Annotated in this window: 23 protein-coding genes; 5 read left to right on the top strand and 18 right to left on the bottom strand. The window is 64.1% G+C overall.

Translation table 11 applies throughout. The annotated features are described in order from the left end of the window. Positions 1 to 4: 4 nt before the first annotated feature. Positions 5 to 2,227 (bottom strand): AMP-binding protein, encoded by a 2,223-nt coding sequence (locus AC1DYJ_RS18860; protein ID WP_477288169.1) that lies wholly within the window; start codon positions 2,225 to 2,227, stop codon positions 5 to 7. A 167-nt stretch (positions 2,228 to 2,394) separates the two neighbouring features. Next, entirely contained in the window at positions 2,395 to 2,802 is a 408-nt protein-coding gene (locus tag AC1DYJ_RS18865; RefSeq protein WP_477288167.1) for a tautomerase family protein, read from the bottom strand. Between the two features lie 112 nt (positions 2,803 to 2,914). Here AC1DYJ_RS18865 and AC1DYJ_RS18870 point away from each other — a divergent pair, with 112 nt between their 5' ends. Further along, positions 2,915 to 3,778: a LysR substrate-binding domain-containing protein gene (locus AC1DYJ_RS18870; protein ID WP_477288165.1), complete on the top strand. Its 864-nt coding sequence runs from the start codon at positions 2,915 to 2,917 to the stop codon at positions 3,776 to 3,778. 134 nt (positions 3,779 to 3,912) lie between these two features. On the opposite strand, the gene AC1DYJ_RS18875 is transcribed toward AC1DYJ_RS18870, so the two are convergent. Then, a complete protein-coding gene (locus AC1DYJ_RS18875; protein WP_477288163.1) occupies positions 3,913 to 4,815 on the bottom strand; it encodes a DMT family transporter in 903 nt (300 codons plus the stop codon). A gap of 52 nt (positions 4,816 to 4,867) precedes the next feature. Beyond that, positions 4,868 to 5,755: a DMT family transporter gene (locus tag AC1DYJ_RS18880; protein WP_477288161.1), complete on the bottom strand. Its 888-nt coding sequence runs from the start codon at positions 5,753 to 5,755 to the stop codon at positions 4,868 to 4,870. 157 nt (positions 5,756 to 5,912) lie between these two features. Between AC1DYJ_RS18880 and AC1DYJ_RS18885 the strand changes: the two genes are divergently transcribed. Then, positions 5,913 to 6,383 carry a hypothetical protein gene (locus tag AC1DYJ_RS18885; protein WP_477288159.1) on the top strand — a complete coding sequence of 157 codons (471 nt, stop codon included), beginning with the start codon at positions 5,913 to 5,915 and terminating at the stop codon, positions 6,381 to 6,383. Positions 6,384 to 6,425: 42 nt separating this feature from the next. On the opposite strand, the gene AC1DYJ_RS18890 is transcribed toward AC1DYJ_RS18885, so the two are convergent. Next, on the bottom strand, positions 6,426 to 7,931 hold the full coding sequence (locus AC1DYJ_RS18890; RefSeq protein ID WP_477288157.1) for a S10 family peptidase: 1,506 nt from the start codon (positions 7,929 to 7,931) through the stop codon (positions 6,426 to 6,428). A 146-nt stretch (positions 7,932 to 8,077) separates the two neighbouring features. Between AC1DYJ_RS18890 and AC1DYJ_RS18895 the strand changes: the two genes are divergently transcribed. Continuing rightward, on the top strand, positions 8,078 to 8,584 hold the full coding sequence (locus tag AC1DYJ_RS18895; RefSeq protein WP_477288155.1) for an OsmC family protein: 507 nt from the start codon (positions 8,078 to 8,080) through the stop codon (positions 8,582 to 8,584). 208 nt (positions 8,585 to 8,792) lie between these two features. Here AC1DYJ_RS18895 and AC1DYJ_RS18900 read toward each other — a convergent pair whose 3' ends face one another. The 12 genes from AC1DYJ_RS18900 to rpsF all read right to left on the bottom strand — a co-directional run bounded on the left by AC1DYJ_RS18900 (position 8,793) and on the right by rpsF (position 20,534). Then, positions 8,793 to 9,014, bottom strand: coding sequence for a hypothetical protein (locus AC1DYJ_RS18900; RefSeq protein WP_023689120.1), 222 nt, complete (start codon positions 9,012 to 9,014; stop codon positions 8,793 to 8,795). 138 nt (positions 9,015 to 9,152) lie between these two features. Further along, positions 9,153 to 9,782: a hypothetical protein gene (locus AC1DYJ_RS18905; RefSeq protein WP_477288153.1), complete on the bottom strand. Its 630-nt coding sequence runs from the start codon at positions 9,780 to 9,782 to the stop codon at positions 9,153 to 9,155. Between the two features lie 77 nt (positions 9,783 to 9,859). Continuing rightward, entirely contained in the window at positions 9,860 to 10,615 is a 756-nt protein-coding gene (locus AC1DYJ_RS18910) for an SDR family NAD(P)-dependent oxidoreductase (RefSeq protein ID WP_477288151.1), read from the bottom strand. A 30-nt stretch (positions 10,616 to 10,645) separates the two neighbouring features. Beyond that, complete coding sequence (gene purF, locus AC1DYJ_RS18915) at positions 10,646 to 12,127, bottom strand: amidophosphoribosyltransferase (RefSeq protein ID WP_112397309.1); 1,482 nt, start codon at positions 12,125 to 12,127, stop codon at positions 10,646 to 10,648. A gap of 129 nt (positions 12,128 to 12,256) precedes the next feature. Beyond that, complete coding sequence (locus AC1DYJ_RS18920; RefSeq protein WP_477288149.1) at positions 12,257 to 12,931, bottom strand: CvpA family protein; 675 nt, start codon at positions 12,929 to 12,931, stop codon at positions 12,257 to 12,259. 48 nt (positions 12,932 to 12,979) lie between these two features. Beyond that, entirely contained in the window at positions 12,980 to 14,383 is a 1,404-nt protein-coding gene (gene radA / locus AC1DYJ_RS18925) for a DNA repair protein RadA (protein ID WP_477288147.1), read from the bottom strand. A 222-nt stretch (positions 14,384 to 14,605) separates the two neighbouring features. Beyond that, on the bottom strand, positions 14,606 to 16,096 hold the full coding sequence (locus AC1DYJ_RS18930) for a replicative DNA helicase (protein WP_477288145.1): 1,491 nt from the start codon (positions 16,094 to 16,096) through the stop codon (positions 14,606 to 14,608). A 187-nt stretch (positions 16,097 to 16,283) separates the two neighbouring features. Then, entirely contained in the window at positions 16,284 to 17,252 is a 969-nt protein-coding gene (locus AC1DYJ_RS18935; RefSeq protein ID WP_477288143.1) for a small ribosomal subunit Rsm22 family protein, read from the bottom strand. Between the two features lie 165 nt (positions 17,253 to 17,417). Then, entirely contained in the window at positions 17,418 to 18,752 is a 1,335-nt protein-coding gene (locus tag AC1DYJ_RS18940; RefSeq protein WP_477288141.1) for a class I SAM-dependent methyltransferase, read from the bottom strand. A gap of 176 nt (positions 18,753 to 18,928) precedes the next feature. Beyond that, positions 18,929 to 19,513 carry a 50S ribosomal protein L9 gene (gene rplI / locus AC1DYJ_RS18945; RefSeq protein WP_477288139.1) on the bottom strand — a complete coding sequence of 195 codons (585 nt, stop codon included), beginning with the start codon at positions 19,511 to 19,513 and terminating at the stop codon, positions 18,929 to 18,931. Between the two features lie 272 nt (positions 19,514 to 19,785). Further along, the gene (rpsR, locus tag AC1DYJ_RS18950) at positions 19,786 to 20,034 is read right to left on the bottom strand and encodes a 30S ribosomal protein S18 (RefSeq protein ID WP_006203718.1); all 249 of its coding nucleotides are present in this window, start codon (positions 20,032 to 20,034) and stop codon (positions 19,786 to 19,788) included. Continuing rightward, entirely contained in the window at positions 20,034 to 20,534 is a 501-nt protein-coding gene (rpsF, locus tag AC1DYJ_RS18955) for a 30S ribosomal protein S6 (protein WP_023805666.1), read from the bottom strand. The genes rpsR and rpsF overlap by 1 nt, the downstream gene beginning before the upstream one ends. A 477-nt stretch (positions 20,535 to 21,011) precedes the next feature. On the opposite strand from rpsF, the gene AC1DYJ_RS18960 reads away from it, so the two are divergent. Next, complete coding sequence (locus tag AC1DYJ_RS18960; protein ID WP_477288136.1) at positions 21,012 to 22,658, top strand: TadE/TadG family type IV pilus assembly protein; 1,647 nt, start codon at positions 21,012 to 21,014, stop codon at positions 22,656 to 22,658. Positions 22,659 to 22,690: 32 nt separating this feature from the next. On the opposite strand, the gene AC1DYJ_RS18965 is transcribed toward AC1DYJ_RS18960, so the two are convergent. Then, the gene (locus AC1DYJ_RS18965; protein ID WP_477288134.1) at positions 22,691 to 24,619 is read right to left on the bottom strand and encodes an LTA synthase family protein; all 1,929 of its coding nucleotides are present in this window, start codon (positions 24,617 to 24,619) and stop codon (positions 22,691 to 22,693) included. A 279-nt stretch (positions 24,620 to 24,898) separates the two neighbouring features. Here AC1DYJ_RS18965 and fabD point away from each other — a divergent pair, with 279 nt between their 5' ends. After that, the gene (gene fabD, locus AC1DYJ_RS18970; RefSeq protein WP_477288132.1) at positions 24,899 to 25,846 is read left to right on the top strand and encodes an ACP S-malonyltransferase; all 948 of its coding nucleotides are present in this window, start codon (positions 24,899 to 24,901) and stop codon (positions 25,844 to 25,846) included. Positions 25,847 to 25,851: the final 5 nt, after the last annotated feature.

Consider the following 25,851-nt stretch of genomic DNA (forward strand, 5'->3'; position numbering starts at 1 on the left):
GAGATTACGCCGCTACACCCAGCCCCAGTTTCTCGATCGCCAGCTTCCGCGTCGAGACATAATCGGTCTTGCCCGAGCCCAGCACCGGGATCTCCTCGACCTTGACTATGTCGTTGGGGACCATCAGTTCGGCCGCGCCCGCTTTCTTGCCGAAGGCGCGCAGTTCCTCCGGATCGGCGTCGCCGGCGGTGGTGACCAGCACGATGCGCTCGCCGCGCCTCTTGTCCGGTACCGCCACCGCGGCATGGCGCTGTTCCGGCCATAGCGACTGCACCAGCATTTCGACCGCGCCCAGCGACACCATTTCGCCGGCGATCTTGGCGAAGCGTTTGGCCCGACCGCGAATGGTGATGAAGCCGTCGCGGTCGACCGAGACGATGTCGCCAGTGTCGTGCCAGCCGTCCAGCGGCTGCAATTCGCCGGGCCGGTCCGCCGTCATGTAGCCCATCATCAAATTCGGCCCGTCGAGCCACAGCCTGCCGGCGTCTTCGATGCCCTCGACCGGTTCGAGCTTCATGCGCATCGCCGGCAGCGGCCGCCCGACCGTGCCGTCGCGACCGTGGATGGCGGTGTTGACAGCAACCACGGGCGCGGCCTCGGTCAGCCCGAACCCCTCGATGATCGAGGCATCGAAGCGCTCGCGGTAGACGCGACGCGTCTCCGGCTTCACCGCTTCGGCGCCGGCAACGACGAAGCGCAGGCTGGAGAAATCGCCGTCCTTGGCGGTGCGGGCATAATTGGCGAGGAACGTGTCGGTGCCGAACATGATGGTCGGCTTCACCTTGCGCGCGATCTCCGGGATGATCTTGTAGTGCAGCGGCGAGGGGTAGAGGAACAGTTTTACCCCGGTCACCAGCGGCAGGATGGTGCCGCCGGTCAGGCCGAAAGAGTGAAAAACCGGCAGCACGTTAAGCAGGATGTCGGACGGCGAAATGGTAATGCGCGCCTCGGCTTGCATGGCGTTGGCGTGAAGATTGCGGTGCGACAGCACCACGGCCTTGGGCGTACCTTCCGAGCCCGAAGTGAACAGGATCACCGCGGGCTTGGCCGCATCCTGCCGCTGCAGCGGGAACCGCCACAGCACGGCCGCGCTGATCTTTTCCAATGCGGTGACGCTTGCGCGCACATCCTCCAGCCACAGCATTTTGGCGCCGCCGGCCTCGACCGCGGCGATGATGTCGGCAAGCGCGGCCTTCTCGACGAACGCGCGGGAGGAAACGACAGTGCGGATGACCGCCGTGCGCACCGCCGCGGTGACGCTCGCTGGCCCGGCGGTGTAGTTCATCATCGCCGCCACGCGGCCCGCCGAGAGCAGGCCGACAAAGGACAGCACCACGCCATTGGCGTTGGGCAAGAGCACCCCGACGGCTTCGCCCGGAGCTGTGATCGCCTCGAAACGGCGGCCGAGCACGCGTGCGCCGATGAACATTTTTCGATAGCTGAGCGAGCCGCTGATCACATCCTCAATGATCGGATGCGAGGCGCCGGTGCGATCGGCTGCATCGCGCATGGCCAGGAACAGCCCGCGATTGAGGTTGCTGCCGAACAGCCTGGCCTCGGCGATGCGGTCGAACAGCGCATTGGTGTTGGAAGCCTGGTCGGGATTGCGCGCCACCAGTTCGGCAATCGTCATCGGCTCCAGCACGCTGATCGACAGTTTTGGGAACCAGTGGCGGGGCGCCCGGTCCTTTGGCGTCAAGGACACCGGCAGATCCCGCGCGCCGGCGACGAAGATCGGCACGATGCGGGCGTCTGCCTGCATGGCTATGCGGGTGACGGCGCGGAAGAGCCGGAACGCCTTCACATCGGGTTCGACATCATCGGGCAGATAGACGGCAAGCCGGCCTTTGCCCTTCAGCACCCTGACCAGCCGGCGGCTGACGAAAAGATGCTCGGCGTTGAAGGCAATGGTGCGGCCAAGCTCGCGCCATGGCTCGAGCCAGGGCGAGCGCGCCGAGGCCTCGTCCAGGATATGCAGCGTGTCGTCAGGCAGCAGCGACAGCATCAGTGCCGGCTCGAAACGCGATTGGTGCGAGACGACATAGATCACCGGCGTCGGCGCGTTACGGGCAATGCGGATGCGGCTATCCTCGATCCGGTAGGCGAGCTTGAACGGCACATAGAGCAGCGCCTGGGTGAAGCGCAGGTCGAGGCGAAAGGTCTCGATCGCGGCAATCAGCAGCCAGGCCAGCACAAGGCCTGCAAGCAGCGCCAGTGTCAGGATCATGCCGCGTCTCTCCCAACGTTCCAGTATCGCAGCTCTTCGTCCGCTTCGCAGGAGAGGGTAACGCAATGGGAGGCAAGGTCAATGTAGCGCCTTTTTCCTTCTCCCCGTTCACGGGGAGAAGGTGCCCGGAGGGCGGATGAGGGGCGGCGCTGACCCTCGTGGCTTCATCAAGCCGCCTTCAGCCGACCACTGATGAACCGAAACTCCTGGCTCTTGCCGCCATAGCCGTAAGCCGCGGCCGGTACCTCGTGCACGAAAGCGTAGCTTTCCTCATGCACGCCACCCAGCAACCTGCCAAAGGCGTCGAAGATCGCCTTCAGATAGGCCTCCAGCTCCAGCTTGGTGTTGGTGCCGTCGACCACCTTGATGTCGAGCCAGAAGGTGTTGGCGCCATGCTCGGCCAGCGACTTGCCGCCGGCGAACCAGTGCTGCGGATCGACATAGCTGACGGCGACGGCGGTGATCGTCGGGTCCTTGCGCAGATGGGTCGCCGTCAGGCCGGTGATTTCCTTGGCAATTGTCGCCGACAGCTTGGCGTCGGGCGTGCCGGTGACGCTGATGTTGATGATGGGCATTTTTCTCTCCTTCGTTTGGGCGGCGTCGGTTTGCCGTTGGAGAGACCATGCCATCATAGTCTCATCAAAAAAATCGAATTGTTTCGAATGAAAGGTTCTGTATTATCGAAGTATGCAAGCGCTCGATCCCGATCTGCTCAAAACCTTCCTCGCCTTTGTCGATGGCGGCTCGCTGGCCCAGGCTGCGTCTGTTGTCGGCCGCTCGCCCTCGGCGGTGACCGCCCAGATGCAGCGGCTGGAGGAGATCGTCGGCGAGCCGCTGCTGGTGGCGCAGGGGCGTGGGCGCGGGCTGACGCCGGCTGGCGAGGATCTGGTCGGCCATGCCCGTCGCATCCTTGCGGTGCACAGCGAAGCCTGGCTGGCGCTGAAGGGCGCGCGCGCCGCCGGCCGCGTTGCCATCGGCACCACGCAGGATTTCGCCGACAGTGGCCTGCCGGAGCTGCTGCGCGCCTTTGCAATCAGCCATCCGCGCGTCAGGATCGAACTGCGCGTTGGCCGCTCGGCGGAGCTTGGTGACGCGCTGCAGGCCGGGCAACTCGATCTGGCCATCATCATGCGCAAAACCCCGGCCAATGACGAAGTCGGGCTGTTCAGCGAGCCGATGCTGTGGCTGTGCTCGCAAAAGGGCCTTGCCGTACGGGAAGAGGAGTTGCCGCTGGCGCTGCTCGACCCGTATTGCGGCTTTCGCGAAGCGGCACTCGCAGCCCTCGATGCTGCCGGTCGGCGCTATCGCATCGCCGCCGGTAGCGCCAGCCTTGCCGGCCTGCGCACCGCGGTCAATGCCGGCATAGCGCTGACCTTGCGAACGGCGCGCTTTGCCCATTCCGGCATCGTCGAAGCACCGCGCGAGCTCGGCCTGCCGCCGGTGCCGATTGCACAATTCGCCATCCGGCTCGGCCAGGGCGCCGAACGGCCGGCGCGCGACCTTGTCGCCTTGCTCAGCGACAATCTCGCCTTGCCCGGCCTTACCGGCTGAAATCCCAAAGAAAAAGCCGACCTTTACGGTCGGCTTTGAGGAAGACGGGTCGAGGGGTTTGGGGGGACTTGGGGGGTGACCCGTCGCACCAATAATGCCTGAACCGAATGATGGTTCCATGACTCTGAAAATAATTATGGGGTTGCCGCATTTTTTCTCGCCACCAGCCAGTCACGCCCGGCATGGGCAAAAACCGCGCACAGCACGATGGCGCCGCCGATCAGGCTCGCGGCCGGTGCGATCTCGCCCAGGAACAGGAAGGCGAACAGGATCGCGAACGGCACTTCGGCGGCGCCGAGCAGGCCGGATTCGGGCGCCGGGATCAGCCGCGAGCCCTCCGTCCACAGGATCGAGGCCATTGCAAACGACCCTCCGAAGGCAACCAGCAGCACCGCGTCGCGGCTCGAAACCGCTAGCGGGTCTGTAACGAACCAGCCGAACACGAACAAAAGGAACGCCGACACCGCGCCCGCCCACACCACCGGCGTGTCGCGGAAGGCGCGCACCATGATCATGTAGAGCGCGCTGCCGGTGGTCATCAGCAGTGCGAGCCCGTCACCGAACAGATGGCCGCTGCCGAAGCCGGAACCGACCATGATTGCCACGCCGCACAGCGAAACGGCTGCGGCGACCAGCGTCTGCGCCCGGAACGGCTCGCGCACCAGCACGAAGGCGAGCAGCGCGGTGATGAAGGGCGCGGTGGCATAGATGACCGCGACATTGGCGACATAGGTGAACTTGAACGCCGAGATGAAGGCGATGCTGGCCGCCGCGCCCTCGACCGCCAGCAGCCAGCCACGCCAGCCGAGCCGCAGGCTCTCGCGCCCGCCTGAGCGGCGGCGACGCCAGAGCACATAGACGGTGATCAGGATCGAACCGACGAAACCGCGCCAGCAAGTGATGGTCAGCGGGTCGGCATGGATCGACTTGGTCAGCACGCCGGTGAGGGCGAAGAAAGCAGCCGACGCCGACACCAGCGTGATGCCGAGCGTACGCTCGGCAGCGGTGTCGTTAGGGCGGTCGAGGGCTTCCGTCATGTCGGCAGCCTATCCGTCTTCTCCTGCCACCATTCTGTCAGCACAGGGATACTCATAGCCGCTTGCGGAAATGCTCGTTGCCGATGATCAGCAGCCCGGCGCCGACGATCAGCGCCGCCCCCAAAAACACCTCGCGGCGCGGCACGTCGCCCCAGATGGCGAAGCCAAGCCCGAAGGCCCAGACCAGCGAGGTGTATTCGAACGGCGCCACGATCGACACCGGCGCCCGCTTCATGCCTTCAAACAGCATGAATTGCGCCACGCCGCCGAGCGCGCCGACGCTGATCAAAAGCAGCAGCTGGCGCCAGTCCGGCATCTGCCACACCAGCAGCGCCGGCACCGCCGAAAACACCAGGAAGTAGAAATTGTTGAGCACAAGCTGGATCAGTGTGCGCTCGGCCATCGCCGTCTTGCGCATCAGCACCACCGCAACGCCCCACAGCACCGCCGCCGCCAGCACCAGCAGCATCGGCATGGACAGGCCGAGATGGGCCGGGTCGCAGGCGATGAACACGCCGACAAAGCCGATGAACACCGCCAGCCAGCGCAGCAGCGGCACCTTTTCGCCAAGCATCACGACCGACAGCACGGTGACGATGATCGGCGCGGCGTAATAGATGGTGGTGAGTTCGGCCAGTTGCAGCGAGCGGGCGGCGTTGTAATAGCAGAGCCAGGCGCCAAGGGTGAAAGCGCTGCGCAGCAGCATCGGCCGCACGATGGACGAGCGCGCGGTTTCGGCAAAGATGCGCGGCCCGCCGATTGCCACGCAGCCGAGGAGCACGGTGATCGAGCGGAAGAACATGATCTGCCAGACGCTGATGCCGACAACCAGAAGCTTGATCGCGGCGTCCTGCGTCGAAAACAGCAAATAGGCCGCCCCTGTGAACAGAATGCCGGCAAGCACCCTTTCGCGGGTTTCCAGAATGGCGATATCGGCCATGCGGCGGGTCCGACGCTGTCAGAGACGAATGAGAAGCCCGCCCCAATCAGGCTCCAGTTACAGGCTATACGGGCGAAAGCCTGCGCGGCGCTAAGCCAGCGCCAAGCTTGCGTTGGGGCAGGGGCTGCAGGTAGGTCGCGGCAACGCAGGAGGTCGAATGCGCTTCGTGGCAATAGCAGCAGCAACCCTATTCGCCGCGATAGCTGCAACCGTAGCGCTATCATCGCTCATCGTTCTGGCGCGCCAGCCCTCAGGCCCTAAAGCCAGACCTTGCTATTTAGCGAACAACTACATCCTCGATGTGAAATCATGGACAGCTGAAGCGATGCCAAACGCAAAATTAAAGGTCGAGGTAACCGTTGGACTGAATGACTTCTGGGGTCTCGATATTTTCAAAACTGAAAAAGTGGCCAAGTTGTCGGGCCTTGTAGTGTTGGGAACTAAAGGCTTCAGCATCGAAGACCCGAGAGAGCCAATCGGCGCCGACGACAGCTACGTCTACAGCCGGGTTCTTTCTGGCTACGACGATGATCCCTTGCTGACGCGACCAAAAGGCAGCATCAGGGCTTTCGCTTGTTTGATAAGCTGGACCCTCACGAACGGTCAGGAGTGGAATGCCAACCACTAAGGCAAACGCCTGTGACCAAATCCGCGAGGCCTTGCTGCGCCGTCACTGCGTCGCCTGATAAAGCTCCGAAGCAGCCTCCTTCAGCGCGCGCCGGCCGTCGGGCCTGAAATACATCATATGGCCGCCCTCGATGATGTCGAGACGGATAGGCTTGGCGTTGGCAAGCGTCGGGAGCTGGTTCACCAGATAGCGCGAGGCGAGATAGGGAGTGACCAGATCGGTGTCGCCATTGACGATCACCACGCCCAGCGCCGGGTTCAGTGAACGTGCGCGCTGCAGGTCGTCCATCACCCCGGCATAGCCTTGCCGCTCGCTGCCATAGTCCCAATTGTGGGTGACGTCGCCATTGAGCAACCGGTAGCTGACATCGGTGCGAAAATTCAGCTCATCGCGCGCATAGGAGACGAAGGCCGAGGTCAATGCCGGCACGCTGCGGTCGAGCACCGGATCCGGACCGGCGCTGCGGGCGCTCTCCGGGGCGATGTCGCTGGTGGCGATCGTGCCGTCATAAGGGCTGAGCACCTTGCCGCCGGTGCGCTGAAATTCGCGCGCGAACAGGCTGGTCGGGATGCGGGCGAAATTGCGCTGCACGAGCTCAAGCGGCAGGCCGGTGATCTCGGCCACACGCTGGCTGGCCAGCCGCCCGCCCTGTTCCAGCCCGCTGGTCAGAGCGGTGAGATAGTCGCCCAACGCATAGTGCTCAATCTCGGCGAGTTTTTCGCGCAGGGCCTCGCCACTGGTGCCTTCGCTGCGCAGACGCACCGCCGCCAGCGAGGGCAGTTCCAGCGCCCAGTGCAGCGGCTGGAATTCGTCCGGCAGCACCAGCGTGAATTCCAGTGCTGGCGAGATCAGCACGATGCCGTTCGGGCTCAGGCCGACATCCTCCTGCAGGGTTCGGGCGAGAAGTGCTGCGCGGAACCCGCCATAGCTTTCGCCGGCAAGGAACAGCGGCGATCCGGTGCCGCCGTTCTGGGCGAGATAGAGCCGGATGAAGGCGCCGATCGAACTGGCGTCCTGGCTGACGCCCCAGAAATCTTTCGTGTCCTGGCCGGGCGCTTCGCGGCTGTAGCCGGTGCCGACCGGATCGACGAAGACGAGATCGGTCATGTCGAGCCAGCTGTCGGGATTGTCGATGAGCTTTTGCGGCGGCGGCAGGAATTGCCCGTCGGCGCCAGTCGCGATGACGCGCGGACCGAGCGCGCCGAGATGCAGATAGGCGGACGCTGCGCCCGGGCCGCCATTGAAGACGAAGGTGATGGGGCGAGCCTTCTGTGCACCCGCCGCTGGCGGCAGCGTGTAGGCGACATAGAAGATTTCCGCCGTGACATCGGCCTTGCCGGACAGCAGCGACAGCGTGCCGGCCTTGGCCTGGTAGTCCAGCGAGCGCCCGGCAATGGTGATCGAATGGCTGGTTGTCTGCGGCGCCGGCAGCAGCGACAGCACGCCGCCGGTCGGCGCGGGGCGCTCGGGCGTCTCGGCGCGGCCGGGCTGCGACAGCATGCCAAGCACAAGAAGAATTGCGGGAATGAGCTTCAGCTTGGCACGCATGACACCTCCGGAAATCGCTCCCGCATAGGTATGGTCTGGGTGGTCGAAGTCAAAATAACTCTTCGCGAGCCTCTGTTCCTTCCCACCGCTGTCCCGCCAGCATTTCGGTGCTATCAAGGCGCCGAAGATCGTTGAAAGGACAGACCATGGACGCCACCGCACTCAAAGCCATGCAGGCGCCGCTCAAAGAGGCCTATCGCGGCGATGCCGCGCAGGCGCTGATCACGCTTCGGGCCAGGGGTTCGATCGACGACCAGTCGATCGCCTGCAAGGTCGAGACGGGCAGGGCGCTGGCTGTCGCCGGCCTGCATCCGGCAACCGGCGGCTCAGGGCTCGAACTGTGCTCGGGCGACATGCTGCTCGAGGCGCTGGTGGCGTGCGCCGGTGTGACGCTGAAGGCGGTGGCGACGGCGCTGGAGTTCAAACTCGGCGCGGCGACCGTCGAGGCCGAGGGCGATCTCGACTTTCGCGGCACGCTGGGTGTGGCCAAGGATGCCCCGGTCGGCTTCCGCGCCATCAGGCTGAATTTCAACCTCGACACGGACGAGCCGCAGGAGCGCATCGATTCACTCATCAAGCTGACCGAACGCTATTGCGTGGTCTTCCAGACGATTAACAGCAAGCCGGAACTGACGGTGAGCGCGCGGCGCTGAAGCTGCTGATCTCCCCCCTTGTGGGGGAGATGCCCGGCAGGGCAGAGGGGGGCGCTGTCCCGCCGACCTCTCAATAGATCCAGACGAATTCTTCACAGGCTCGCGCTGGCCGCACACACTGCCAAGGTTGGCGTTCCTTCGCGCCCCCCTCTGGCCTGCCGGCCATCTCCCCCACTTGGGGGGAGATCAGCAGCGTCGACGCCTCGCGCTACTGCGCCGCCGGCTCTTCCGCATCGCCCTCATCCGTAAACGGCGAGGCGCTTGGCACGCAGTTCACCGCCCAGCCGGCAGGCGTCGGCTGCTTCTGGTATTCGGTGATGGCGTTGGTGCACTGTTCGCGGGTGTCGAAGGTGCTGGGCAGCACCACCATGCCGCCTTGCGGGCCGGCGATCACCAGGTACCAGACCAATGCTACGCTGGGAGCAGCCATGGGAATTCCTCGCTTTGCTGGATTGTCGGAGTCGGATCGACCCTAGCAACTCCCGGCTGATGGCGAAAGCAGGGCGAGGGGGGAGCGGCGCGCCGGACCATCACAGACCCGTGAACGAACCGCGCCCTTAGCTTGCGCTCAGTTCGTGGCAAAGCAGTAGAACAGGCCGTCGCCGCCGGTGCCTTTCAGCGCCTCCTGGCTGCATCCGCCGCGCGAGGCGTGCGAGGAGTTCCAGGATTTGGCCGCCGCCGATTCGTCGAGACCCGTGCGGTCGTGATGGCCCATCATTGCCGCGCCCTCCGCCCCGCTCAAGGTCCAGTCGCCGCAGGTCTGGTCGGCGATCTTGGTGCCGTCGGGTTTCGAGCCAGTCAAAATATCGTGCCGGTTCGGCTTGTCGCCACGGCCGTTGACCACGTCGCCCTTTTCGGTGAGAGCCGTCTGCTTGGTGATGGCGTTGGCGTCGCTGTGCAGCGAGGCGACGTCGTCGGCGATTTTTTCGCCCTTGGCGTTGAGCCACGGGCCCTTGCCGATACGGTCGCGCGCGTCGACATCGGCGGTCGAGAGATAGGCGTGCCATTCCTTGCCGGCAACCCCGGCCGCTTCCGCCAGCGAGGCGCAATGCGCATCGGCGCCCGTGAGTCCGCCGAGATCGGCGCCCTTGCCGGAACCGACGCTGGTGACAAAGAAGCTCATCTTGGCGTCTTGCGCCAGCGCCACGCCAGCCGTGGCGGCGATCGCAGCGGCGGCAACGAGAAGAAGTCTACGCATGTCGGTCCTCCGGTTTCGAATGTCCTACATTCGAAGAAACGTAACTGGAGGCCTGTTTAATCCCGCTTCAACCCGGTTTATTCCGGCTGCCGGTAGGCGACGAAGCGGTTGTTCTTGACCTGGAAGATCAGCCCCGTCTCTTTCAACTCGGGGCTGGCCAGCGGCACGATGCGTTTTGCCACTTCCGAAGGGTGCGGCAGCGTCTCCGGATCTTCGCCGGGCGCGGCCTGCGCGCGCATGGCGGTGCGGGTGGTGCCGGGGTCAACCGCATTGATGCGCAGCGGCAGGCTTTGCGTCTCATGCGCCCAGGAACGCGTCATGGCTTCCACCGCCGCCTTGGATGCCGCGTAGGGCGCCCAGAAGGCGCGCGCAGAATGAGCAGCCCCGGAGGACATAAGGATAGCGCGGCCGGCGTCCGACAGCCTGAGCAGCGGGTCGACCGAGCGGATCAGCCGCCAGGTCGAGGTGACGTTGATGGTCATCACCTTCTCGAAGGTTTTCGCCTCGACATGGCCGATCGGCGAGATGACGCCGAGCACGCCGGCATTGGCCACGAGGATGTCGAGCTTGCCCCAGCGCTCGTGAATGGCGCCGCCCAGCCGGTCGATACCAGGCATGTCGGCAAGATCGAGCGGCACCAGCGTCGCTTCGCCCTTGCCGGTTCTGGCGCGTTCAGCCTTGATCTGGTCGTCAAGCTCTTCCAGCCCGCCGACGGTGCGGGCAACCGCGATGACATGCGCGCCTGCGGCGGCAAGTTCTTTCGCGATGAAATAGCCGATGCCGCGCGAGGCGCCGGTGACGACCGCAACGCGGCCGGAGAGGTCGAGGGTCATGCGAGCGCTTTCAAGGATGGCAGTTGGGCTTTACGCCCCGTTGTTCGCCAGCAGCGACAGCGTGCGCACATTGTCGTGGCCTTCGAAGTCGAGCAGGCGGGTCGGGTACTGGCCGGTGAAACAGGCGTCGCAGAATTGCGGCTGCTCATTATCGCGGCCGGCCTCGCCGACGGCGCGATAGAGCCCGTCGATGGTGAGGAAGCCGAGCGAATCCACACGGATGAATTCGGCCATCTCCTCGATCGACATGCGCGAGGCCAGAAGCTTCGACTTCTCCGGCGTGTCGACGCCGTAGAAGCAGGACGCGCTCGTCGGCGGCGAGGCGATGCGCATATGCACTTCCCGGGCGCCGGCATCGCGCACCATCTGCACGATCTTCTGGCTGGTGGTGCCGCGCACGATGGAATCGTCGACCAGCACCACGCGCTTGCCTTCGATCATGCGGCGGTTGGCATTATGCTTCAGCTTGACGCCCATGTGGCGGATGGAATCGCCGGGCTGGATGAAGGTGCGGCCGACATAGTGGTTGCGGATAATGCCGAGCTCGAAGGGGATGCCCGCGGCCTGGGAAAAGCCGATCGCCGCCGGCGTGCCGGAATCCGGCACCGGCACGACGATATCGGCCTCGACCGGGCTTTCCTGCGCCAGTTCGGCGCCGATGCGCTTGCGCACCTCATAGACATTGCGGCCTTCGACCGAGGAGTCCGGCCGGGCGAAATAGACATATTCGAAGATGCAGAATCGGGTCTTCTGCGGTTCGAAGGGGAACAGGCTTTCAATGCCTTTCGAGGTCACGACGACCATCTCGCCGGGTTTCAGGTCGCGCACGAAGCGGGCGCCGATAATGTCGAGCGCGCAGGTTTCGGAGGCGAGGATCCAGGCGCCGTCGAGGTCGCCGAGCACCAGCGGGCGGATGCCAAGCGGATCGCGGCAGCCGATCATCTTCTTGGAGGTCATCGCCACCAGCGAGAAGGCGCCTTCGACCTGACGCACCGCGTCGATGAAGCGCGAGTTCAAATCGCGCTCCTTGCTGGTCGCAACCAGATGCAAAAGCGTCTCGGTGTCGGAGGTCGACGAGAAGATCGCGCCCTGCTTCTGCAGCGCGCGCTGTACGGTCATGGCGTTGGTGAGGTTGCCATTGTGAGCGACGGCGAAGCCGCCATCGGCGAGCTCGGCGAAGAAGGGTTGGATGTTGCGCATGCCGGCGCCGCCTGTCGTGGCATAGCGCGTGTGGCCGATGGCGCGGTTGCCTTGCAGGCTGTCGATCACGTGCTGCTTGGTGAAGGTGTCGCCGATCAGGCCGACATGGCGTTCGACATGAAACTGCGTGCCGTCATAGGAGACGATGCCGGCCGCTTCCTGGCCGCGATGCTGCAGCGCATGCAAGCCAAGCGTGACGATGGCCGCGGCGTCCTGCCGGCCGAAAATGCCGAACACACCGCATTCGTCGTGGAAATGATCGTCTGCTTCGGCGGAAAGCACGTCGTCTGCGTCTGCCTTCGAAACTGCCATGGGGCTCAAGCTCCGCTAAAATGGCCATATAAGGCGAGAGCGCCGCGAAAGCAACGCACACCGTGCGCCGTTCACACCATAGTCAGCTCATGAATGGCGCCCGCCCAGTGGGCGCCATACCGTTCCAGCTCAGTTTGCCGGTGCGGCCGGCGCCGGAGCGGCGGGCTGTGCCGGCGCATTGTCGGCCGGAGCGTCGGTCTCGTCGTCGGGCGCCGGAGCATCCTCACCTGTTGCCGGCGCATCCGCCGCCGGTGCGTCGGCGGCTGCCGGAGGCGTCTCGGGTGCTGCCGGCTGATTCGGATTGAGCTTCTTCAAGATGGCGTTTTCCGGATCCTCGGGCAGCAGGCTTTCCAGCTTGGCGCCGATGGTCTCGAGCAGCGGCTTCGACTTGGCGTTGGCGATCCAGGCGGGCGCCTTGGCGCCGGCCAGCCAGTTGAAGAACAGAAGCGCCACCGCAACGACGAGGATGCCGCGCGCCGCGCCATAGAGAAAGCCGAGCGTACGGTCGAGCGCGCCGATCCTGGAATCGATGATCCAGTCGGCAAGCTTCATGGTGATGACGGAAACGACGATCAGCGCGATGATGAAGACGATGCCGGCGGACGCCGCCATGGCGATCTTGTCGCTTTCGACATAGGGCTGAACGTAAGGCAGCACCGGCTTGTAGAAGAAGAACGCCGCCGCGGCGGCAGCCGCCCAGGAGACGACGGACAGGATTTCGCGGGACAGGCCGCGAACCATGGCGAGCATCGCCGAGACCAGGGTGAAGCCGACGAGAATTCCGTCAAGCAGCGTAATCGGCATGTTGTTCGCCCCACTCCGATTCTCTTTTCACGGCTCGGGCGAGCCGCGTTAGTCTTCCTCGTCGACACGGCTGCGCCGTGAGCCGGCTATGCGCGCCACGAGATCGGCAAGTTCGGTTGGCTGGAAAGCGCCGGCTCCGATCCCCCCGACTACTTCCTCGCTGCCCAAAGGCAGAACCGCACTTCCAAAACCCAGCTTTTCGGCCTCTTTAAGGCGCTGTTGCGCATGCGCAACCGGCCTCACTGCACCCGACAGGCTGATTTCGCCGAAATAGACGCAATCGGCGGGAAGGGCAAGACCGGTAAGCGACGAAACCAGTGCAGCCGCGACCGCCAGATCGGCGGCCGGCTCGGAAATCCGGTAGCCGCCGGCAACGTTCAGATAGACATCGTGGGTGCCGAAGCGAACCCCGCAATGGGCTTCGAGCACCGCCAAAATCATCGACAGCCGCGCGCCGTCCCAGCCGACGACGGCGCGGCGCGGCGTGCCGAGCGACGACGGTGCAACCAGCGCCTGGATCTCGACCAGCACCGGCCGCGTGCCTTCCATCCCGGCGAAAACCGCGGCGCCCGGCGACTTTGCATGGCGTTCGCCGAGGAACAGCTCCGACGGGTTGGCGACTTCGCGCAAACCCTTGTCGGACATTTCGAAGACGCCGATCTCGTCGGTCGGCCCGAAACGGTTCTTCACCGTGCGCAGGATGCGGTAGTGGTGGCCGCCTTCGCCTTCGAAATAGAGCACCGCGTCGACCATGTGCTCGACGACGCGGGGGCCGGCGATCTGGCCTTCCTTGGTGACATGGCCGACCAGCACGATGGCAGCACCCGTGGATTTGGCATAGCGGATCATCGCCTGGGCGGCCGCGCGCACCTGGGTGACGGTGCCGGGCGCCGAATCGGCCATGTCGGTCCACAGCGTCTGGATCGAATCGAGGATGACGAGATCCGGCCTTCTGCCGTCGGCGATTGTTGCCAGGATGTCCTCGACATTGGTTTCGGCGGCAAGCTCCACCGGCGTGTCGGCGACGCCAAGCCGCTGCGCCCGCAGCCTGATCTGCGCGACGGCTTCCTCGCCCGAGACATAGACGATGCGATGGCCTTTTGACGCCAGCGCCGCGGCCGCCTGGGTGAGCAGCGTCGACTTGCCGATGCCGGGATCGCCGCCGACCAGCAGCGCCGAGCCGCGCACGAACCCGCCGCCGGTGGCGCGATCGAGTTCGCCAATACCCGAAATGATGCGCGGCGCATCCTCGATGTCGCCGGACAGGCTGGTCAGCACCACGGCGCGGCCCTTGCGGGCATTGCGCGTGTTGGCCGGACCCGAGCCGATACCGCCCGACGTGCCTTCCTCGACCAGTGTGTTCCACTCGCCGCAGGCATCGCATTTACCGGCCCAGCGCTGATGCACCGAACCGCAATTCTGGCAGATGAACTGGACGCGGGATTTAGCCATCAGGCGTGGCCTGCGACAACCGGATAGGTCGGCGGGACAGCCCCCCTCTCTGGCCTGCCGGCCATCTCCCCCTCAAGGGGGGGATCAGCAGCTTTGTCGTCGGCGCACATCTTCCAACGTCGACGATTGGCGAAACCCGACGCGACAGCCAATCTCCCCCCTTGAGGGGGAGATGTCCGGCAGGACAGAGAGGGGGGCGACAGAGTGAGGCGTTTCCCAAACCTACTCAAACCTCTCCGCAATATGGTGCTCTTCGGCGAGATCGGAGAAGCGGGTGAATTCGCCATGGAAGGCAAGGCTGACCGAGCCCGTCGGGCCGTGGCGCTGCTTGGCGACGATGACTTCTGCCTTGCCGCGCATCTCGTTCATCTCGTGTTCCCACTTGATGTATTCGTCGGTGCCGGGCTTGGGCTCGCGGTTCTTCAGATAATATTCCTCGCGATAGACGAAGATCACCACGTCGGCGTCCTGCTCGATCGAGCCGGATTCGCGAAGGTCGGAGAGCTGCGGGCGCTTGTCTTCACGGCTTTCGACCTGACGCGACAGCTGCGATAGCGCGATGATCGGCACGGAGAGTTCCTTGGCCAGCGCTTTGAGGCCGGTGGTGATCTCGGTGATTTCCTGCACGCGGTTCTGCGAGGCCTTGGCGGATGAACCCTGCATCAGCTGGATATAGTCGATGACGATGAGGTCGAGGCCGCGCTGGCGTTTTAGGCGGCGCGCGCGGGCGGACAGCTGGGCAATGGAAATACCGCCGGTCTGGTCGATGAACAGCGGGATCTTCTGCATGGTCTGCGAGCAGGCGACCAGCTTCTCGAAATCCATCTCCGAAATCTCGCCGCGGCGGATTTTTGACGACGAAATTTCCGTCTGCTCGGAAATGATACGGGTAGCCAGCTGTTCAGACGACATTTCCAGCGAGAAGAAGCCGACGACGCCGCCATTGGCTGCCTTGAACGAGCCGTCGGCCTGCTGCGCCGGTACATACATCTCGGCAATGTTGAAGGCGATGTTGGTGGCGAGCGATGTCTTGCCCATGCCCGGACGACCGGCAATGATGATCAGATCCGACGCCTGCAGGCCACCCATGCGGCGGTCGAGATCGCGCATGCCGGTGGCGAGGCCTGACAGGTGGCCGTCGCGCATATAGGCGGCGTTGGCCATGTCGACGGCAGTCTTGACGGCGTCGGTGAAGCTTTCGAAGCCACCATCATAACGGCCTGTTTCGGCCAGCTCGAACAGCCGCCGCTCGGCATCCTCGATCTGCTCGGAGGGCGCCATGTCGACCGGCGCGTCATAGGCGATGTTGACCATGTCCTCGCCGACGGTGATCAGCGCGCGGCGCGTGGCCAGATCGTAGATGGCGCGGCCATAGTCGGTGGCGTTGACGACGGTGACGGCCTCGACCGCCAGACGAACCACATATTGCGCCACCGTCATGTCGCCGACCTTCTCGTCGGCCGGCAGGAAGGTTTTCAGCGTGATCGGCGTCGCCACCTTGCCCATGCGGATGAGTTCGGCTGCGACCTCAAAAATCTTCCGGTGCAGCGGCTCATAGAAATGGCCGGCCTTGAGAAAATCCGAGACCCGGTAGAAGGCATCGTTGTTGACGAGGATGGCGCCGAGCAGCGCCTGCTCGGCCTCGATGTTGTTGGGCGCCTCACGATAAAGCGGTTGCTCCGCCACGCCGAATTTTCGTGCTGCCTCTGCCATGATGTCCCCGGTTGCCCTGCCTCTCCTTGCCCTATCAGACCGTGTTAACGGCGGGTGAAGAATCGTCATTGTTTCACGCTGTTCACAGCGCAAAAAATTTCGGTGGAAAGAATCCCGGTTGACTCGACTCGGGGTGAGGAGTCTAGCCGATTTGAAAACGGAACAAAACAAGAAAATCGGCGGCGGACTATTCCGCCAGCACGTCACCCCAGTCGAGCCGCCGCGCTGTCTTGAACAACTCGCCGTCGCGCTTGGTGAAAAGCGTCTCGCCGGCGCTGCCGTCCGGCTGGCACAGTTTGAGCAGCACTTTGCCGGAGCCGGCTTTCGGCAGCGCAATGACACGCGGCTGATGTGTGGGGGCGGGCTGCCGCGACGCCGCGACGTAGATGAACTTCTCGTCCTCCCACGGCACGTCGGCGTCCTTGGCCAGCCGGTGCAGGCGCGAGCGGGCGACGCGGCGCGAAAAATGGCACCAGTCGGGCGGCTCGAGCGGGCAGGGCGCTTCATGCGGGCAAGGCACCAGCACATGCGCGCCGGCCTCCAGCAATTGCCGGCGCACTGCCAGGATGCGCTGCCAGCCGGCCGGCGTGCCGGGCTCGACGATCAGCAGCGTGTCGCCGGTCAATTGCCAGAGCCGGCCGACAAGCTTCGGCAGCGACGCCGGCGCGATCTCGTCCAGCACATAGGCGCAGGTGACGAGATCGGCTGGTTTGAGGTCGGGAACGTCGATGGTGACGTCGCCGGCGCGCCAGTCGGTGCTGGCGGCGATGGCATCGAGAGCGAGCGTCTGGCCGACCTTGCGCACAGCCGCACTGGCTTCAACCAGCACGGCCTGCTGGAGGTCAGGCCACTGGTCCGTGGTGGCCCAAAGCACCGTGCCAGGGCCGGCGCCGATATCGAGCAACGTTGTTGGCTGGAAATCGGGTCGTGCATCGGCGAGCGCATCGAGGCTGGCGCGCACGGCGGCATAGGTCGCCGGCAGCCGCGTCGCCAGATAGGCTTTGACCGCCATCTCCTCGGCCATGTGCAGGCGGCCGTCGCGCAGTTCGGCGCGGTAGCGGTCGGACAGCGTCTTCGCCGCCTGGCGCAATGCCGGCAGCGGTATCGTCTCGAGCAGGCGCTCGACACCTTGTCTGAGCGCGGCGGGCAGTTCCATGCTCAGGCTCCGCGCGGCGCGAGCAGGATGACCGAAGCGCCGGCGATCCCGGCAGAGACGGCTACGATGGAGAGGAGGGTGGTCATCAAAAAAGGCCTCGCGAAAACGAGACCTTTTTTCAGTGTCAGAGCCGGCAATGGCAAGCGGCAATCCACAATCGAGGCGTTATTCCCGATCCGCCACCTTGCGGCGGCGCGCCGGCTTGGCGGCCACAGACCTTGTTGCAACCGACCGGGTAACGGCAGGCCCGGCGACCGCCGTCTCCTGGCGATGCCCAATCTCGCGCATTTCCAGCGCCTTTTCGCATTTGGCCATGTAGTCGCGCGTCATCGGCAGCGTGTCGTTCTTCTTGGCGATCTGGATCTGGAAGATCACCAGATCCTGCCAGCGGAAGGCCGCTTCCGAGGCAGCGAGATAGAACTCCCACATCCTGCAGAAGCGCTCGTCATAGATGGCCTTGGCCTTGTCGCGGTTGGCGGCAAAGCGCTGGCCCCAATGCTTCAGCGTATCGGCGTAGTGCAGCCGCAGGATCTCGATATCGGTAACCACCAGCCCCGACTTCTCGATCGCCGGCATCACTTCCGACAGCGACGGGATGTAGCCGCCCGGGAAGATGTATTTGCGGATGAAGGCGCTGGTCGCCCACGGCACGCCGGAGCGGCCGATCGTGTGCAAGAGCATGACGCCATCGGGCTTCAACAGCGTCGCCGACTTTTCGAAGAAGGTGCGGAAGTGGTTGACGCCGACATGCTCGAACATGCCGACCGAGACGATGCGGTCGAAGCGTTCGTTGAGTTCGCGGTAATCCTTGAGCTCGAAATGCACGCGGTCCTGCAGGCCTTGCGCATGCGCCCGGTCGGTGGCGACGCCGTGCTGCTCGGTCGACAGCGTCACGCCTTGCACGTCGACATCGAAGGCCCTGGCCAGGTAGAGGCCGAGTCCGCCCCAGCCGGAGCCGATGTCGAGCACGGTCTGGCCGGCCTTCAGCCTGAGCTTGGCGGCGATGTGGCGCTTCTTGGCGACCTGCGCCTCGTCGAGCGTCATGTCCGGCTGCTCGAAATAGGCGCAGGAGTACTGCATGTCCTCGTCGAGGAAGAGCCGGTAGAGGTCGCCCGACAGATCATAGTGGCGCTGCACGTTGCGGCGCGATCGCGAGGCGGTGTTGATCTGATGCAGGCGTCGGAAGGCGTGGCGCAGGCCCTCGATCGCCTTCGACCAGGTGGCGTCGATGCCGCCGCTGCCCATGTTCTGGAAGGCGATGCGCATCACACCCAGCACGCCGCCCTCGAGAATGTCGAGTTCGCCGTCCATATAGGCTTCCGGCACCGCCAGCATCGGGTCGAAGGAGATGGCGCGCTCGGCGTGCCTGGTCTTGATGTGCATGTGCACCGGCTCGCCGCTGCCGTCGCCGAAAACCACGGTCGCGCCCTTGGGGCCGGTAACTCTGAGATTGCCTGTGCGCACCAGGCGGTCGAGAACGCGCTTCAACAGAATATTCATCACCAAATGTCCCCTCACGGTCAGACTGGCTGCACAATTCTGCCTCAATATATAGGGGCTCGAAAAGTTCCATTTGGTACAAAAATGCCCGGGCGAGAGGCCCGGGCATTGGTCCACAACGGGTGGATGACGACAATGTGATTGGAGCGAGCGCTCCTTCGCTTGTCGTTAAGCGATCAGGCGTTGTCTTCGCCGCCTTCGAACTCGGTGTTCGGGTCGAAGAAGTTCTCCGGCCGCGCATTGTCGTTGATGTCGTCGCCATAGATGGCTTCGGCGGTGGTCAGCGTCTCGCCTTTGGCCTGACGTTCGGCTTCCTCGGCCGTGCGGGCGATGTTGAGGCTGATGGTGACCTCGACTTCCGGATGCAGCGCGATCGCCACATTGGTGACGCCGATGGTCTTGATCGGCTGGTTGAGCTGGATCTGGTTGCGGTTGACCGAGAAGCCTTCCGCCGTCAGCAGCTCGGCGATGTCGCGGGTCGACACCGAACCGTAGAGCTGGCCGGTCTCGCCGGCCGAACGCACGGCGATGAAGCTCTTGCCGTCGAGCTTTTCGGCAACCTGGCTGGCTTCCGACTTGCGCTCGAGGTTGCGGGCTTCGAGCTGGGCGCGTTGGCCCTCGAACTTCTTCTTGTTGGCTTCGTTGGCGCGCAACGCCTTGCCCTGCGGCAAGAGGAAGTTGCGGGCAAAGCCGTCCTTGACCTTGACGGTATCGCCCATCTGGCCGAGGCGGGAAACGCGTTCGAGAAGAATCACTTGCATGGTCTTGTTCCTTCGTCTGGGCACCGACCGCGGGATCGGCGCCGAATTGAATGGAACAGGTCAGGAAGCTTGGGGCGCGCGCCTTGGCGCCGGTGTCGCTGTCCTGCCTGTCGCGGCAGTTAGAGGCTTTTCACCTCAACTCGGGTTTTCAATGCATGTCGCCCAAAAGTGGGTCCCGGTTTTGGGACAACGACATGCATCATCAAAATATCCCTGCGGCGCCCGTCGCCGTGGGAGAATAGAGCGGGCGGCGAACCGCCCGCTCGAAAGTGTTAGCGAACCACGTAGGGCAGCAGGCCGAGGAAACGGGCGCGCTTGATCGCCTTGGCGAGTTCGCGCTGCTTCTTCTGGCTGACGGCGGTGATGCGCGACGGCACGATCTTGCCGCGCTCGGAAATGTAGCGCTGCAGCAGACGCACGTCCTTGTAGTCGATCTTGGGCGCGTTGGCGCCGGAGAACGGGCAGGTCTTGCGGCGGCGATGGAACGGGCGCCGGGTCGGGATCTGATTGATGTCGACCATTATTCTGCACCCCCTTCAACACCTTCGCGCGGACGGCGCGGACCACGATCGCCACCGGCGTCGCCGAACGAGCGCGGCGGACGATCGCCACGGTCGCCGCGATCACGGTCGCCGAACGAGCGCGGACCACGATCACCACGGTCGCGGTCGCCGAAGCCGCCGCGTTCCGAGCGCTCTTCGCGCTTCTGCATCATGGCCGACGGGCCTTCCTCATGCGCCTCGACCTTGACGGTCAGGAAACGCAGCACGTCTTCGGACAGGCCCATCTGGCGCTCCATCTCGTTGAGCGCTGCCGGCGGGCAGGAGAGGTCCATAAGCGTGTAGTAAGCCTTCCGGTTCTTGTTGACCCGGTAGGTGAGGGACTTCAGTCCCCAGTTCTCGACCCGGCCGACGGACCCGCCATTTGCAGCGATGACGCCCTTGTACTGTTCGACAAGCGCATCGACCTGCTGCTGCGAGAGGTCCTGCCGGGCAAGGAACACATGTTCGTATAGAGCCATAGTGGTTCAGTGCCTTTCTTCGTTTCTCTCCCGGACCTCGCGGCAAAAGCCTCTGCAACTTCGCTGACCCGCTGGTCCCGAAGGGGCGGGGAAGAAAGGAGCATTTCGAGACGGTCGAGAGCGGAGACACGGGAGGCGGAAGCGCTTCTGGCTTCACACGAAGGTTTTGGGTAAAACCTCCGGCCCTCCGTTCAGCCCCCAGCAAGGACCGGCAGATTGCGGGCGTCTATACAGCAATTTGGCTGGAAGGCAAGGGTAGGACACCGATGAGCGGATCGCCTGACACGCGTCGCTTGGAAAAACGCCAATATGTCACGGTTGGCAATTTTATCGATTTTTTGCCGATCCTTAACCACCACTTCAGGTTGCCGGGCGTTGCAACCCGGTCATCAACCATCGATTCAGCATGATGAGCGCATGAGACCCAGGCGACCGCGTGGCAGGCGGAAGATTTAAGCAATTCCTCGGGGGTTTGGAATGCTTCTCACGAATTTCTGGCGCTCGAAAAGCGGCAATTTCGCCTTGATGCTGGCGCTGGGCGTGCCGGCCATGCTGACGGCCGTCGCCCTGGCCACCGACGTCTCGACCCTGATGAAGGCCAAGAGCAGTCTTCAGAACGCACTCGACGCGGCAAACCTCGCCTCGTCGCATCTCGGCGATGCCGAGGCCTCGCGCAACGACGTCTTCAACAGCTATTTCCAGGCCAATGTCGCAACCCATGGCGAACTGTCCAACGCCCGCGCCACGCTCACCGTCGACAAGGGCATCAACTACATCACCACAAAGGCGACCGCCTCGGCCGACGTCAATTTGAACTTCGCCTTCCTGTTCGGCAACGAGCGGCACATCGCCGTCGATGCCTCCGCCATGGAATCGAACAACCAACTCGAAGTGGTGCTGGTGCTCGACAACACCGGCTCGATGGCCGGCGCGCGCATGTCGTCATTGAGAACGGCGACGAAGTCGCTGCTTGACCATCTCGAAGCGGTAAAGTCGCCGACGCGCAAGGTCCATGTCTCGCTGGTTCCATTCGTCACTGCCGTCAATGTCAACGGTTCCGAATTCGATCCGTCGTGGATCGACATGAACGGCAAGTCGTCGACCAATGGCGTCAATTTCCCGGTGGTCAAAGGCAAGCGGCCCGACCACATGTCCCTATTCAAACAGCTTCAGAAGGACATCCCGGCCTTGAAGTACACCGGGTGGAAGGGGACAGGCTGGAAAGGCTGCGTCGAAGCGCGGCCCGGCGCGCTGAACATCGCCGACACGCCGCCCGATCCGTCAAACCCCGACACGCTGTTTGTGCCTTATTTCGCGCCGGACGATCCAGACGTCGCCAAGAAGCCATCCTCCGCCTACGGCAACTCGTCGACCGGCTACAACAATTCCTATCTCGACGACAGCATCGACAATGGCAAGCTGGGCGACAACATATTGGGTGTCGATCTGAGCGGCCTGCTGACCGGTTTGGTTGACGCGCTGCTCAGCGCGGATCTGAAGAAGATCGGAAAATATGTCGCCTCGACCAACAAGCTGGTCACCGAGACTGGCACCGCGATCACCATCGGCCCGAACCGCGCCTGTCCGACGCCTATCGTCCCGCTGACCGACGATTTCGACGTACTGCGAGCCGCCGCCGCACAGATGACCGAGTGGAATGGCTCCGGCACCAACGTCTCGGAGGGACTAGCCTGGGGCCAGCGCGTGTTGTCGCCGCAGCCGCCCTATACCGATGCGTCGCCTTACAAGACGCCGGGCGTGACCAAGGTCGTTATGCTTCTCACCGATGGCGAGAATGTCGTCTATGGCGCGAGCAACACGCAGCAGAAATCCGACTACACATCCTATGGCTATCTTTCCAGCGGTCGCTTCGGCTCGGACAATCAGACAACGGCGGCGCGCAATGTAGACGGATGGACGAAAAGCGTCTGCACGCAGCTGAAGAACCAGGGCGTGCAGATCTACACCATGACGCTGCAGTCCGACACCGCCGCCAACCGCACGCTCTACAGCGCCTGCGCTTCGGATCCGGGCGACTACTATGCCGTCAGCGACCCGGCCAAACTGCCCAATGTCTTCCAGACCATCGCCAACAAGTTCTCGAAGCTGCAACTGACCAATTGAGCGGCCGCCGGCCGCTCAGGCGGCCCGTCTGCTCAACTTGTATGGGCGACGACCTTGTCCACCGTTTCGGGGAAGAAGTCGGGCGCGGCCTTACGCTTGCCGAACATCATGTCGTATTGCAGCAGGCGGAAATCGTTGATCGCCGGATCGACGTCCTTCTGCCGCGCCCAGTCGGGCGTCGCTTCGCCTGACGGTGTCAGCAGAAGATTGCGGTCGACGACGCGGTAGCGTTCGCGCAGCGCGCCGAGGAAGCCGGTGTAGTAAGGGTGCGTGATGCCGGCCGTGGTCAGGATGTGGTAGGGCAGGAAGGCCGGGCTGACCGCGCCCATATCCTGCGCCGGACCGGTGCGGTTCGACCAGATGATCAGCGGCGTCTGGTGGTGCTCGAGTGCCGCCTCCGGCGTAGCCTCCCTGCGCGGCGCGACATTGTCTTTCAGGAAGCCTGTCTCGACATAGACAGGGCCGAGCGGCGGCAGATGGTCGCCGAAGAAGGCGATGACCGTCGGCCGCTCACGCTTCTTTGCCCATTCGATCAGCCGTTCGAGGCCACGGTCGGCATCGGCCGAACCCTCGGCGTAGCTGAGCAGCGATTCCCGCGCCCATGTGCTGATCGGTGCCGCGATTTTGTGGGTCGGATTGTAATAGCGGTACGGCTCGTAGGGGCCGTGGTTCTGCAGGCTGACGGCGAAGAAGAACACCGGGTCCTCGCTGGCGTCGGCCTCTGCGATGATCTCGTCGGTCATTGCCGAGTCGGAGGCCAGCGGCCCGCGCTTTTCCAGCGGCGGCAGCGTCTCTTCCGAGCGGAAATCGTTGAAGCCGAAATCGGCATAGACGGCGCCGCGGTTCCAGAACCAGTTGGTGCCGGGATGGATGGCGCGCGCCCGATAGCCTTCGCTTTTCAGGAATGTCGCCAGCGACGGCGTCGGCGTGCGCACATATTGCTGATAGGGGATCGAGCCCGCCGGCAGGAAGGCATTGGAAAAGCCGGTCAGCGCCTCGAATTCGATGTTGGCGGTCATGCCGCCGAATTCCGGCGAGAACATGTAGCCCGAGCGCAGAGCGCGCACATTGGGGATCGGGTCCGGCGTGATGGTGACGCCGGGCAGTTTCGTCGCATCCCAGAAGGATTCGCTCATGACAACGATGATGTCGGGTTTCTCGTCCGGCACCGAGGCCGTCACATCAGGCCTGTCGATCGCATCGATCGCCTTGTCGGAATAGCCGGCCGGTGCCGAGACATGCGCCATCGGCACGTTGAGCGCGAAAGCCAGCGCAAACCCGTTGGAGGCATAGTTTTCCTTCTGGTCCCACATGATCGGGATGATCTGCAGCCGGTCGCGGGTCCACGAGAAGGTGGCGTAATCCATGATCGAGACGAAGAAGGCGAGCAGCGGCACCGCCAGCGTCAGCCGCGCCAGGCGCCCCTTGCGGCTGAGGATCGGCACCTTGCGGCGCCACTGCCGCCAGCCATAGACCAGCAGCGACAGGCCGGCGACAATACCGGCCGCCATGGCGACCGCCGTCCAGGGCCGCTCGCGCACCAGAAGCGGCATCAATGCCATGATCTGGCGCGAATAGAGGAAATCGGTCGGGTAGAGCGGATCGCCGAGATAGTGCGACTTCTGGTGCCCGACAAAGGCCAGCGCCAGTGTCAGCGGCGCCACGATCATCAGGCTCTGGTGGCTGCGGCCGAGCACCGCGTCCAGTCCGATCAGCACCAGTGCAAAGACGATGATGGTGGTCCAGCCCGGCTTGAACGGCTGCAGGAAGAAGTCGACCGTGCCGAAGAAGTCGCCGCGCACGATCCATTCGATGGCGAATACTAGGACGGCGGAGGCAAGCAGCGTGACCAGGCCGTAGCGGATGACAGGCCATCTGCGCCCCGGCAGATAGCCGGTGGCCGGATCGTCTTCCAAGAATTGTGGCGCGGGTACTGCCGCGCCCTTCCTGATCCTTGCCACTTCTCTTTCCCCCGGCCCAAGCAACGCGTTTTTCCACTCGCGTCACCGTTCTGTCATAGAACTGTCATCCAAAAGCTAGCGCCTGTGGCGAAAATAAGAAGAGCCAGCAAACGATTCGTGAGCGGTTTTCATCAGGAGTGATCGGCAAAAAGCCTTTCGGAACAGGGACTCAAGGCTGGCTTCCACCTCGGACAAGGGCCGAAATGCCGCTTGCGGGCTTGACTTGGCGGTCCGCCTTGCGTCACAGGCAGGAAAAATCAGCCGCTGGAGAGCGCCCAAATGGCCATCGCATTCACCTTTCCGGGACAGGGCAGCCAGGCTGTCGGCATGGGCAAGGACCTCGCCGACGCCTTCCCCGAGGCGCGCAGGGTCTTCGAGGAAGTCGATGACGCGCTGGGTGAAAAGCTGTCGAGATTGATCTGGGAAGGCCCGGAAGAGACGCTCACCCTGACCGCCAATGCCCAGCCGGCGCTCATGGCGGTGTCGTTGGCCGCGGTGCGAGCATTGGAAGCGCGCGGCTTTTCGCTGAAGGGCAAGGTGGCTTTCGTCGCCGGACACTCGCTCGGCGAATATTCAGCCCTGGCGGCGGCCGGCTTCGTCTCGGTCGCCGATGCGGCCCGGTTGCTGCGCATCCGCGGCAATGCCATGCAGGCGGCAGTGCCGGCCGGCGAGGGTGCGATGGCGGCGATCATCGGACTGGAACAGCCCGATGTCGAAGCCGCCTGCACCGAAGCTGCAACAGGCTCCGGCAAGGTCTGCCAGATCGCCAACGACAATGGTGGCGGACAGCTGGTGATCTCCGGCGCCAAGGCGGCGGTGGAACTCGCCGCAAAACTGTGCACCGAAAAGGGCGCCAAGCGGGCGCTGATGCTGCAGGTCTCCGCCCCCTTCCACTCGGCGCTGATGGCGCCGGCGGCCAATGTCATGCGCGAGGCGCTGGCCGGGGTAGCCAAGCATGCGCCGGTGGTTCCCGTCGTTTCCAACGTCACCGTGACCCCGACCAGCGATCCCGACGAGATCGCGCGGCGCCTGGTCGAGCAGATCACCGGCCGCGTGCGCTGGCGCGAAACGGTGGAGTGGTTCGGCGCCAACGGCGTTGCCACGCTCTATGAGATCGGCGCCGGCAAAGTGCTGTCGGGCCTGGCGCGGCGCATCAACCGCCATATCGCCACATCGGCCGTCGGCACCCCGGCCGATATCGAGGCTGCGCTGGCCGCGCTTGCATAATCCAC

It is taken from the genome of Mesorhizobium sp. P2_B11 (assembly GCF_056404855.1).